The 11,710-nt window shown below is 66.0% G+C and carries 11 protein-coding genes; 3 read left to right on the forward strand and 8 right to left on the reverse strand.

Going from position 1 to position 11,710, the window contains the following annotated elements; translation table 11 throughout:
* Window positions 1-39: 39 nt before the first annotated feature.
* The 3 genes from FHT98_RS06410 to FHT98_RS06420 all read right to left on the reverse strand — a co-directional run bounded on the left by FHT98_RS06410 (window position 40) and on the right by FHT98_RS06420 (window position 2,604).
* On the reverse strand, window positions 40-456 hold the full coding sequence (locus FHT98_RS06410; RefSeq protein ID WP_061969942.1) for a DUF3830 family protein: 417 nt from the start codon (window positions 454-456) through the stop codon (window positions 40-42).
* 292 nt (window positions 457-748) lie between these two features.
* Window positions 749-1,822: a patatin-like phospholipase family protein gene (locus FHT98_RS06415; RefSeq protein ID WP_142113173.1), complete on the reverse strand. Its 1,074-nt coding sequence runs from the start codon at window positions 1,820-1,822 to the stop codon at window positions 749-751.
* A complete protein-coding gene (locus FHT98_RS06420; protein WP_142113175.1) occupies window positions 1,819-2,604 on the reverse strand; it encodes a 3-hydroxybutyrate dehydrogenase in 786 nt (261 codons plus the stop codon). The genes FHT98_RS06415 and FHT98_RS06420 overlap by 4 nt, the downstream gene beginning before the upstream one ends.
* Window positions 2,605-2,716: 112 nt before the next feature.
* Here FHT98_RS06420 and FHT98_RS06425 point away from each other — a divergent pair, with 112 nt between their 5' ends.
* The 3 genes from FHT98_RS06425 (at window position 2,717) to FHT98_RS06435 (ending at window position 6,596) form a co-directional block, all read left to right on the forward strand.
* On the forward strand, window positions 2,717-3,265 hold the full coding sequence (locus FHT98_RS06425) for a Fur family transcriptional regulator (RefSeq protein ID WP_248309157.1): 549 nt from the start codon (window positions 2,717-2,719) through the stop codon (window positions 3,263-3,265).
* 13 nt (window positions 3,266-3,278) lie between these two features.
* Window positions 3,279-4,553, forward strand: a complete 1,275-nt coding sequence (gene ispG, locus FHT98_RS06430; RefSeq protein ID WP_061969945.1) for a flavodoxin-dependent (E)-4-hydroxy-3-methylbut-2-enyl-diphosphate synthase — start codon at window positions 3,279-3,281, stop codon at window positions 4,551-4,553.
* A gap of 78 nt (window positions 4,554-4,631) precedes the next feature.
* Window positions 4,632-6,596 carry a potassium transporter Kup gene (locus tag FHT98_RS06435; protein WP_082617576.1) on the forward strand — a complete coding sequence of 655 codons (1,965 nt, stop codon included), beginning with the start codon at window positions 4,632-4,634 and terminating at the stop codon, window positions 6,594-6,596.
* A gap of 130 nt (window positions 6,597-6,726) precedes the next feature.
* On the opposite strand, the gene FHT98_RS06440 is transcribed toward FHT98_RS06435, so the two are convergent.
* The 5 genes from FHT98_RS06440 to FHT98_RS06460 all read right to left on the reverse strand — a co-directional run bounded on the left by FHT98_RS06440 (window position 6,727) and on the right by FHT98_RS06460 (window position 11,663).
* Entirely contained in the window at window positions 6,727-7,650 is a 924-nt protein-coding gene (locus tag FHT98_RS06440; protein ID WP_244492926.1) for a DMT family transporter, read from the reverse strand.
* Window positions 7,651-7,742: 92 nt separating this feature from the next.
* The gene (locus FHT98_RS06445) at window positions 7,743-8,225 is read right to left on the reverse strand and encodes a MarR family winged helix-turn-helix transcriptional regulator (RefSeq protein ID WP_061969949.1); all 483 of its coding nucleotides are present in this window, start codon (window positions 8,223-8,225) and stop codon (window positions 7,743-7,745) included.
* Between the two features lie 98 nt (window positions 8,226-8,323).
* Window positions 8,324-8,911: an NAD(P)H-dependent oxidoreductase gene (locus FHT98_RS06450; protein WP_142113178.1), complete on the reverse strand. Its 588-nt coding sequence runs from the start codon at window positions 8,909-8,911 to the stop codon at window positions 8,324-8,326.
* 5 nt (window positions 8,912-8,916) lie between these two features.
* Window positions 8,917-10,341: an FAD-binding oxidoreductase gene (locus FHT98_RS06455; protein ID WP_142113180.1), complete on the reverse strand. Its 1,425-nt coding sequence runs from the start codon at window positions 10,339-10,341 to the stop codon at window positions 8,917-8,919.
* Entirely contained in the window at window positions 10,338-11,663 is a 1,326-nt protein-coding gene (locus FHT98_RS06460; protein ID WP_248309158.1) for a cytosine deaminase, read from the reverse strand. The genes FHT98_RS06455 and FHT98_RS06460 overlap by 4 nt, the downstream gene beginning before the upstream one ends.
* Between the last annotated feature and the right edge of the window lie 47 nt (window positions 11,664-11,710).

An 11,710-nucleotide genomic window follows, 5' to 3' on the forward strand; every position in this document is an offset into this window, starting at 1 on the left:
CCGCGCCCCGCCCTTTTCGCATTCGGTCGCCGATAGCGCTCAGTCGACGAGATCGAAGCGTACGTCCTGCACGCCCTCGTAGAGCGTCTTGCGGCCGAGCGTGTAGAGGTTCTCTAGCCCCGAGGTCAGGGTGATAAAGTGGTTGCCGGAGAGCACGCCGGCCTTGCTGGCGAACTGCACGCCGCCATAGGCGAGCAGGATCTCGGTCTCGCTGACGCCGCCCGGATACAGGATGATGTGGCCGGGCGCGGGATAGGCGGTGTTGTTCTCGTAGCCGACGCCGAAATCGAGATCGCCGAGCGGCATCCAGACGCCCTCGCCGCTCCAGCGTACATGCACCATCTTGCTGATGAACGGCATCTGCTTCCTGAAGGCGGCGCAGGTCTTGGGGGCGGCTTCCAGCTCGAACCTGGCGTCGAACTTGAACGGCCCGGCGGTGACGATCAGCTTGCTCATGAAATCCCCGTTGTCCTGGAAAAAGCTTCAGCCCAGCTGAATGACACTGCGTCCAGGGCCGGCGCAAGAGCGCTGCCGGAACAACTGCGGCGCCGGAACGTGAAGGATGCCGGTGGCGCGTGATTGGTTCGCACCGCGCGTTATCAAGAACGCGGGTCATCCCGGGCGACCAAAGGGAGACCCGGGATCCATTCCAGAACATGCCTCGGTGAGGCTCCGGAATGGATCCCGGATCTCCGCTACGCTCCGTCCGGGATGACCCGCTTGGTTCAGCGCAAGGTCAACACACCGCTCAGAAAATCGCTTCCCTGAGGTCGAGCGTCCCGCTCTTGCCGATCGCCTCGTAATTGCGCTTCAGCCAGCGCCGGCCGGCGGTGCGACCCATGTCGCGCAATTTGAGGAGGAAGGACCATTCCGCATTCATCCGCGAGGACGAGGTCAATTCCGCCAGCGGCGGGCCGCCGTCGATGCGGTGCATCAGCACGCGCTTGTATTCCTCGCGCGGCAGCTTGCCGTCGTCGATCAGGCGGTTGACGAAGTCGATCGCCCGCAATTCGCGCAGCAGCGAGGCATTGAAGGTGATCTCGTTCAGCCGGTCCTGGATCTCGCGCGCCTTGGTCGGCAGTTCGCGCCGCTGGATCGGGTTGATCTGCACGAGCAGAATGTCGTCGCAATGCGCCTTGTAGAACAGCGGGAACAGGGCGGGATTGCCCATATAGCCGCCGTCCCAATAGGCCTCGCCGTCGATCTCCACCGCCTGGAACACCATCGGCAGGCAGGCCGAGGCCATCACATGGTCCGGCGTCAGGTCCTTGCCCTCGAACACGGCGATCTTGCCGGTGCGGACATTGGTCGCCGCGATGAACAGCTTCACCGCATCGCAGGCCCTGACCTTGTCGAAATCGATGAGGTCGGCGACGACGCCGCGCAGCGGATTGATGTTCAGCGGGTTGACGTCATAGGGGCTCGCCACCTTCGCGAACATCTCGAAGAACAGCATGCCCGGCGGCGTGCCGTTATTGTTGCCCCAGGCGCCGAGCATCGTGTCGAGCAGCGAGCGTTCCGAGCCGCCATATTTGCCGTCGACGCTGATCGCCCGCCAGAAGGCCTCGAGCTTGGTGCGCGCGCCATCGGCCCCGCCATCGATCCAGCCCTCGGCCAGCACGACCGCGTTCATCGCACCCGCGCTGGTGCCGGTCAGCGCCTCGATGCCGAGGCGCCCGTCTTCCAGGATGGCGTCGAGCACGCCCCAGGTGAAGGCGCCATGCGCGCCTCCGCCCTGCAGTGCGAGCGAAACCGTCTTCTCCGCCTTCGGCCCGACCAGTCCCTTGACCGGTTCGGCTTTGCGGGAGGGGCGCCCGCTCACGCGGCGGTCCAGCCGCCATCCATCGGCAGCGTCGTCCCGGTGATCGACTTCGCGGAATCCGTGCACAGGAACACCGCGAGCGCCGCGACCTGCTCGACCGTGACGAACTCCTTTGTCGGCTGGGCGTCGAGCAACACGTCGTTGATGACCTGCTCCTTGGTCAAGCCGCGCGCCTTCATCGTGTCCGGGATCTGCTTCTCGACCAGCGGCGTCCAGACATAGCCCGGCGCGATCGCATTGACGGTGATGCCCTTGGTCGCGACTTCGAGCGCCACCGTCTTGGTCAGGCCGGCGATGCCATGCTTGGCCGCGACATAGGCCGATTTGAAGGGCGAGGCGACGAAGGCATGCGCCGAGGCGGTGTTGATGATGCGGCCCCAGCCTTTCTCCTTCATCTTCGGCAGCGCGGCGCGGGTGGTGTGGAAGGCCGAGGACAGGTTGATCGCGATGATCTGGTCCCATTTCTCGATCGGGAACTCGTCGATCGGCGCGACATACTGGATGCCGGCATTGTTGATCAGGATGTCGATCGCGCCGAAGACCTTCTCGCCCTCGGCGATGAAGCCGGCGATTTCGGCGGGCTTGGTCATGTCGGCGCCCGAGAACACCACCTTGATGCCGAATTCCTGTTCCAGATCGGTGCGCAGCTTCTCGGCATCGGCCGGTGCCATGATGCCGTTGATGACGAGGTTGGCACCCTCGGCTGCGAGCGCGCGGGCATAGGCCAACCCGATGCCGGAGGTCGAGCCGGTAATGGCGGCGGTACGGTCTTTGAGGAACATGAGCGTCAAGGCTCCTGACAATCGGGGAGAAAATGCTTAGGTTCGGGGTCGAACGGACGATGCGCCGACAGGATATCGTCGCAGGGTGCCCGATGAGTCTTCGCAACGCAACATGACGAAAATGCAGCCTGACGCGCATCATCACGGCGATCATGACCATGCATCGCATGCCCATGCCGAGGGGCCTTGCCGCCATGCCGAGGACCATCGCCGCCACGCCGCGGAGGCCCTCGCCCGGGCCGAACGCATCTGCCGCGAGCGGGGCCTGCGCCTGACTCCGATCCGGCGGCAGGCGCTGGAGGCGCTTCATGCCGACCACCGCCCGGTCGGGGCCTATGATCTCGCCGACCGCATCTCGCCGGCCGGCGGGCGCCGCCTCGCGCCGATCTCGATCTACCGGGCGCTCGATTTCCTGGTCGAGCAGGGCTTCGTCCACCGGCTCTCGTCGAAGAATGCCTATGTCGCCTGCCTGCACGGCCATGGCGCGAACGAGGTCGTCGCCTTCCTGATCTGCGAATCCTGCGGCGGGGTCGACGAGGATTCCTCGCCCGCCATGAAGAAAGCGGTGGCGGCGATCGCCGAAAACCGGCAATTCTCACCCTCGCACCAGATGGTCGAGATCGTCGGGCGATGCGAGCATTGCCGCAATTCCGGATCGTGATAGAGCAGCCCGCATGAACGAGCGCGCCTTTTCCTATCTGACGCCGGAACGCGCAGGCCCGCTGGGCCGGCAGCTCACCGTCCCGGTCAAGGTCGGCCATGTCACGGTCGGCGGCGGCGCACCCATCGTCGTCCAGTCGATGACCAATACCGACACCGCCGATATCGCCGGCACGGTCGCGCAGGTCGCCGCACTCGCCCGCCAGGGCTCGGAACTCGTCCGCATCACCGTCGATCGCGACGAGGCGGCGGCTGCCGTGCCGAAGATCCGCGAGCGGCTCGACCGTATCGGCGTCGATGTGCCCCTCGTCGGCGACTTCCATTATATCGGCCACAAGCTGCTCGCCGATCATCCGGCCTGCGCCGAGGCGCTGGCGAAATACCGGATCAACCCCGGCAATGTCGGCTTCAAGGACAAGAAGGACAAGCAGTTCAGCCAGATCATCGAGCTCGCGATCAAGCATCGCAAGCCGGTGCGGATCGGCGCCAACTGGGGCTCGCTCGATCAGGAACTGCTGACCGCATTGATGGACGAGAACGCGCGTGCCGTGCGCCCGCTCGATGCCCGCGCCATCATGCGCGAGGCGATGGTGCAATCGGCCCTGCTTTCGGCCGAGCGCGCCGAGGAGATCGGGCTCGCACGCGAATACATCATCCTTTCCGCCAAGGTCTCCGGCGTACAGGACCTGATCACGGTCTACCGCATGCTGGCGAGCCGGGCGAACTACGCCATCCATCTCGGCCTGACAGAGGCCGGCATGGGCTCGAAGGGCATCGTCGCCTCCTCGGCCGCGCTCGGCATCCTGCTGCAGGAAGGCATCGGCGACACCATCCGCTATTCGCTGACCCCCGAGCCTGGCGGCGACCGCACGCTCGAGGTCAGGACGGCGCAGGAACTGCTCCAGACCATGGGCTTCCGCGCCTTCGTGCCGCTGGTTGCCGCCTGCCCCGGCTGCGGCCGCACCACCTCGACCGTGTTCCAGGAGCTGGCGCAGGATATCCAGAGCTGGATTTCGAATTCCATGCCGGAATGGAAGACGCAGTATCCCGGCGTCGAGAACCTCAACGTCGCGGTGATGGGCTGCATCGTCAACGGCCCCGGCGAATCCAAGCATGCCGATATCGGCATCTCGCTGCCCGGCACCGGCGAGGCGCCGACGGCGCCCGTTTTCGTCGATGGCAAGAAGGTCGCCACGCTCCGCGGCGCCGGCATCGCCGCCGAATTCAAGGCCATGGTCGCCAGCTATATCGAACGGCGCTTCGGCGTCGGCCTCGGCGCCACTGGCTGATCCCGCCTTTGCGCGCCGCCCGCAACGTGCTAGAGGCCCCGGCCTTTCGCTGCACCGCAGCATGAGCGGAGATCCCTGATGGGGCATGAGAACCCGAATCCTGCGACCGTTCGGCCGGAGGATTCACGCTTCGGGCTCGACGCCGCCCACGGCCAGAATGGTGGCCACGGTCACGGCAAGATGGGCGTCGGGGCGCTGGCTCTGGGCGCGCTCGGCGTCGTCTACGGCGATATCGGCACCAGCCCGCTCTACGCGCTGCGCGAGACGCTGCTGGCCGCAACCGGCGGCGAAGAGGGCGCGGTCATTCCTCCGACCGTCGTCATCGGCGTGCTCTCGCTGATTCTCTGGTCGCTCGTCATCGTGGTGACGTTGAAATATGTCGTGCTGCTGATGCGCGCCGACAATAACGGCGAAGGCGGCATCCTCACCCTCGTCGCGCTGGCCCAGCGCAGCCTCGGGCGGGCGCGCAGCCATGTCGCGCTGCTGCTCGGCATGATCGGCGCCGGCCTGTTCTACGGCGATACCGTCATCACTCCGGCGATCTCGGTTCTCTCCGCGATCGAGGGCGTCAAGCTGATCACGCCCGCACTCAACGATTATATCCTCTGGATCGCCTCGGCGATCCTGATCGGCCTGTTCGTCATGCAGAGCCACGGGACCCATCGTGTCGCGACCTTCTTCGGTCCGATCATGCTGGTCTGGTTCCTGACGCTGGCCGGGCTCGGCATCTATCACATTGCCGATGATCTCAGCGTCTTCCGCTCGATCAATCCGTATTACGCGCTGCTGTTCTTCCACGACCATGCCGGCGTGGCGCTGGCCGTGCTCGGCTCGGTCTGTCTGGCGGTGACGGGTGCCGAGGCGCTCTATGCCGATATGGGCCATTTCGGCCGCGGCCCGATCCGGAGCGCCTGGCTCTATGTCGTCTTCCCCGCTCTCTGGCTCAACTATCTCGGCCAAGGCGCGCTGATCCTCTCTGATCCCAGCGCCATCGACAATCCGTTCTACCGGCTCGCGCCGCAGGGCCTGCTGCTGCCCTTCGTGATCATGGCGACGGTCGCGACCATCATCGCCAGCCAATCGGTGATCACCGGCGCCTTCTCCCTGACCCGGCAGGCGATCCAGCTCGGCCTCCTGCCGCGCATGGAGATCCGTCACACCTCCGAGCAGACTTCGGGCCAGATCTACGTGCCGCGCGTCAACCTGCTGCTGCTGGTCGTGGTGCTGATCCTTGTCTGGTCGTTCCGGACGTCGTCGAGCCTGTCGCATGCCTATGGCATCTCGGTCTTCGGCACGATGGTGGTCTCGTCGATGCTGGCCTCGATCGTCATCCGCCGCCACTGGGGCTGGAGCCCGCTGGCGACCGCAGCCCTCATCCTCCCCTTCTTTCTGGTCGACGTCTCCTTCTTCTCGGCCAACATGCTGAAGCTGTTCCACGGCGGCTATGTGCCGGTGCTGCTCGCCATGGGCCTGACTCTGGTGATGTGGACCTGGATGCGCGGCACCAAGATCCTGTTCGACAAGACCCGCAAGACCGACGTGCCGCTGCTCGAGCTCGTCACCATGCTCTCCAAGAGCCCGCCCGCTCGCGTCAAGGGCATGGCCGTCTTCCTGACCAGCGATCCCGAGACGGCGCCGGCCTCGCTGCTGCACAACCTCAAGCACAACAAGGTGCTGCACGAGCGCAACGTCGTGCTGACCGTGCGCTCGGCCGATACGCCTCGCGTCGTCGAGGAGGAGCGGGTGCGCCTTGCCCGCATCACCGACGATTTCTGGCGCGTCGACATGGTCTACGGCTACATGGAGAGCCCGAACGTGCCGAAGGGCCTGGCCATGCTGCGCAAGCAGGGCTTCAAGTTCGACATCATGTCGACCTCGTTCTTCCTGTCGCGCCGCTCGATCAAGGCTTCCCCGCAATCGGGCATGCCGATGTGGCAGGACAACCTCTTCATCGGCCTGACCAAGAGCGCCACCGACGCGACGGACTTCTTCCAGATCCCGACCGGCCGCGTCGTCGAGGTCGGCACGCAGGTCACGGTCTAAGAACGCCTCGCATCGTCATTCTCGGGCGGAGCGAAGCGCAGACCCGAGAATCTCTGGCAGGATGAGGCCAGGAGCCTCCGTGTCATGAGATGCCCGGGCCAAGCCCGAGCATGACGCGCGTTCTTCGGCCTTAATCCAGTCTGGCCGAAGCCGCTTCCTCCGGCACATGCCGCACCCGCTCGCGATAGAGCAGGTAGAGCCCCGACGAGATCACGATGCCGGCGCCGACGAAGGTCCAGCGATCCGGCAACTGGTCGAAGACCAGCCAGCCGAGCAGCAGCATCCAGACGATCTGCGAGTAGATGAAGGGCGCCAGCACCGTGGCCGGCGCCAGCCGATGCGCCAGGATCAGCAGCCAGTGGCCGAAGCCGCCGAGCGCACCGACAGCGAACATCAGCAGCCAGGGCAACAGCGTCTGCGGCGTCTCCCAGATCCAGGGCAGGAGCGGAATAGTCGCCAGCGTCCCCGCCGCGCCCGAATAGATCATCGTCGTTTCCGATGAATCGTGGCCGGACAGCACTCGCGTCGCCAGCGAATAGAAGGCGTAGCACAGGCAGCCCAGCACGCTCAGCAATGCCGCCGGATGCATGCCGCCGACGCCCGGCCGCGTCACCACCAGCACGCCGAGGAAGCCGACGCCGATCGCCGCAAGCCGGCGCGGTCCCGGCCACTCCCCGAGCAGCGGCCCGGACGCCAGCGCCACCAGGAGCGGCGTCGCGAACATGATCGAGATCGTCTCGGCGAGCTGGAGATAGCGCAGCGCGATGAAGTTGAGCGCCGTCGAGCCGAGCAGCAGCAGCGAGCGGCCCCATTGCAGCCAGGGGCGGCTGGTCCGCAGCACGCCGGGGCGCGTCCATGGATTGATGATCGCCAGGACCAGGATCATGCTGCCGGCATAGCGCGCGAACACCACCTGCAGCGGGTTCATCGACTGGCCCAGCCATTTCGCGCTGGTATCGAGCAGCGAGAACAGCACGACGGCCGCACACATCAGGCCGATCGCGGCCATGCGCGCGCGACCCGTCTCGGAAGGCGCCGCTGAAGGAGAGGACACGGGTCTCGCCATGCTCTGGAGGAATGACGAAATAGATTGAACCGATTTAGGCGACGTCGCCAGTACGCTGGAGCATGCGCTCCATGCAGAAATCAGGCGTCGCTATCGGCTTCGTCGAGATCAGCCTCGACATCGTCCTGCTCGGCGCCGGCCTTGGAGAGGCCCTTGGCCGCCTTGCGCAGGAGCTTGCGCAGCTGCTTGCGCTCCCTGCCGTCGAGTTTGTCGAGAAGCTCGTCCTCGACGTCGTTCCAGACCGCGTCGAGCTCGGCTGCAGTCTTCTGGCCGGCCTCGGTCAGCGCGACCTGCACGAGGCGGCCATCGCGGTTGCCCCCCTCGCGCGTCACGAGACCCTGCAGCGAGAGCCGCCCGATCGTCTTCGACACGGTCGGCGGCTTGACGCGCAGCAATGCGGCAAGCTCGCCCATCGTCATCGGGGCCGGCTGCAGTGCCTTCAGCGCCTGCTCCTGCCCCGGGAACAACCCCAGGCCATTCAGCCTCTCGCCCATCCGCGAGCGATGCAGCCGCGCGGTGACGAGCAGGGCACGGCCGACGCTCTTCTCGATTGCCTTGGTCATGGGGTCGATCCTTCGGGCCGATCCTTGGACGGATAAGCGAGACGCTTCGCCGGCTGCGTATTCGCGCGCGAACATGACAGACGGATGACAACCGGATGTCAGAGCGAAGAGGACGCGAGTTTCGCGGCGACTTTTTTCAGGAAGGCCGCCCGGCTGGCCGGTGTCGAGAGGTTCATCTCATAATGAGCGAGATAAGTCGTGCGCGCCAGCGGATGACAGACAACCCGCAGGGCCCGGCACACCGCCTTGCGCGGCGGATCGCCCATCAGGAAGGCACGCCAGCGTGAGCCGCCATAGCTGGTGACCGCGACGAGCCGGCGAATATTGTGCAAAGCCGGCTGCGCCTTGCCCTCGACCATCTCGAAGGAGACGCCGGGCAGGAACACGCGATCGAGGAAGCCCTTGAGGATCGCGGGATAGCCGAAATTCCAGACCGGGAAGCACAGAACCAGAGCCTCGGCCTGCTTCACCCGCTCGACATAGGCCGCGACCGGCAGCGTGTTGCTGGCGGTGTCGTGATAGCCGCGCCGCTCCTCCCGGCTCAGCACCGGGTCGAAGCCCTCCGCATAGAGATCGCAATCGTCGACCTCGTGCCCCGCCGCCTTCAGGCTGGCGACGACCGTCTCGTGGATGGCGGCGCCGAAGCTTTCCGGAACGGGATGGGCGTAGAGGACGAGGACGCGCATGGTGCTTAGCCGACTCCGGCCTCAGACAGGCTGCGGAACAGAAAGGTCTTGCCCGAGCGATAATCGTAGGCCGGGTCCTCCCAGGCGATCATCTTGCCGGGATTGAGCAGCCCCTGCGGATCGGCCTCGCGCTTGAAGGCGAGCTGCGTCTCGTCCGTCTGCTTCATGCCGCCCTCTTCCAGCGTGTAGCGATGCGGATTGAAGATCGGCGCGCCCATCTCCTCATGGATGGCCATGATCTCCTCCAGCCGCTCCTCGGAGGTGAAACGCACCAGCGGCAGGCCGAAGCAGGTGATCTTGCCGTCGAAGCGCACGAATTCGAGATGGCAGGTCACCTCGTCGCCGAAACGGGCATGGATCCTGTCCACCAGATCGACCTGATTGGGATAGGGATAAAGCACCTGGAGATAGGTGATCGCCGGATCGACGCGCAGCGCGCGCAACGTCGTGTGGTTCCAGCCGAGTTCATAGGCCGGCGGCAGGCCCTTGGCATCCTCGGGCGAGAGCTTGTCGGTGCGCAGCAGAAGCTCCGCGCCCTTGAAGCGGCGCGCATAGGCGCAGAGCGCGTCGACCGCGAAATCGGCGGCCATGACGATGACGAGATGGCTGTCGCGCGGCAGGAACTTGCGATGGCGCAGGAAATAGTCGTGCGGCGCGGGGGCCGCGACGACGCAGAGGTTCTTCAGCGCGAGCCCGTCCTGCTCGCCGACTGCATTGGCGAACTCGGTCGCGGCCCGCAGGTCCGCGAAGCCGACGATGACATCGACCCAGTTATAGGCCGGCCCGAGCGGCATCTCGACCTCGGTGATGATGCCGTTGGTGCCATAGGCATGGGCGACCTTGTGCAGGTCCTCGCCGGAAAATTCGAGGATGCGCGGGCTTGCCTCCATCGTCGCGACCTTGAGCCGGATGATATTGCCCCAGTCGCGCAAGCCCCCCCATTTGATCGAGCCGACGCCGCCCGAGCCACCGGCGATGAAGCCGCCGATCGAGGCCGTCTGGTAGGTCGACGGATGCAGCCGCAGCTCCTGCCGCGAATGCGCCCGCGTCTCGTCGTCGATCCGGGCCATGATCGCGCCAGGCTCGGCGACATAGCGGCCAGCGGCGATCTCCTTGACCTTGTTGAAGCCGGAGAGATCGAGCAGCACGCCGCCTGAGAGCGGCATGGCCTGCCCGTAATTGCCGGTGCCCGTGCCGCGCGGCGTCACGGGAATGCCGAGTTCGTGGCAGGCGGCGAGTACCTGTACCACCTCGGTCTCGCTCGTCGGCGAGACCACGATATCGGCCACGACATGGTCGAGCTGACGCTTCAGGATCGGCGAGTACCAGAAGAAGTCGCGGCTCTTCTGCTTCACCAGCGCCGGGTTCTCCTCGGTGCGGATGCCGCCGAGGCGCGTCTTCAGCGTGGCGATGTCATAGCGTGCAGTCATGATGCTCTGCCCATCAGATGGTCGAGTTCGCGGTAATCCGGCAGCGTCCGGTCGATCGCCCGGCCGGAAACCAGCACGCTGCGATCGGCCTGCGGCCGGGAGAAGAGTTCGGTCCAGTCGCGCGCCCGCGTCAGGATGAGATCGGCTGGCGCGCCGACCGCGATGACGCCGGCCTCGATGCCCATCGCCTGCGCCGGCAAGCGTGCCACGGCATTGGCCCAATCCGGCCCGGAATGATCGAGCTGGAGGATGCGCGTGCCCTCGCGCAGCACCTCGACGAGGTCGAGATCGCCATAGGCGTAGAACGGGTCGCGGGTGTTGTCGGAGGCGATCATCACCGGCACGCCGGCAGCCTTCAATTCATGCAGCGCCGTGACGCCACGCCAGCGCGGCGTGCGGCCGGGCTGGCGGTCCTGCAGATACATGTTGCACAGCGGCAGCGAGACAACGGCGATGCCGGCCTCGCGCAGCTTGGCGATGATGCGCGCCTCATCTTCCGGCGCCTGAAGGGCGAGCGAGCAGCAATGCCCACAGAGGATGCGGCCCGTGAAGCGATGGCGCAGGGCCGCGTCGGCAATGTGCTCCAGCGAGCGCGCCGCCGGATCATTGGTCTCGTCGACATGGAAGTCGAGATCGAAGCCGTTCTCGATCGCCGCCCGGAACAGGATGTCGAGCGCCCGGTCGAGCTCCGGGATCATATAGGTGACGCAGCCGAGCAAGCGATCGCCATGCGCCCTCACGGCTGCGACCACCGCCGCCATATGCGCCGGGTCCAGCGCGGCATCGGCGCCGAAGAGGGGCGAGGCCTGGAGCGCGATGCGCCCGGCCCACTCCGCCCGCAATTCCGCATAAACAGGCCAGGAAATGCCGATCTGCTTGCCCAGCGAATCAAGATGCGTCCGCATCGCCGCCGTGCCATGCGCGAAGGCGGTGCGAAGCGAGAAATCCATCCGCGTCCGCACGTCCTGCGCCGACCAGTTGGCCTCGCGATCGGCCCCGACGGTGTTCAGCGCACCGGGGAAGGTGCCATCCGGGTTGGGGCTGCGCGGCCAGATATGCCCCTTGTCGAGATGGACATGCGCATCGACAAGGCGTGGCAAGGCGAGCCCGCCGTCGAGGTTCACAACGGCTCCGGTCCCGGCCGCTGCCGTTCCGGCGGGCTCGATCGCGGCGATGCGACCATCCGCAATCGCAAGATCGACACGCGTCAGCCCGTTGCGGTCGGCCGGAAGGTCGGTGCCCTCAATCAGGCAAGCAGGCACACGCAGATCGGTCAGCAGGAAGGTGGGCGCATCGGGCAGGCGGGCGAAACCGGTCGTCACGTTGTCCTCGCCTCTCCTGCCTCTCAAGCTCCGGTTCGTCGATACCG

Origin of the sequence: Allobosea sp. AK1, from assembly GCF_006714945.1 — a bacterium.
Taxonomy (GTDB): Bacteria; Pseudomonadota; Alphaproteobacteria; order Rhizobiales; family Beijerinckiaceae; genus Allobosea; species Allobosea robiniae.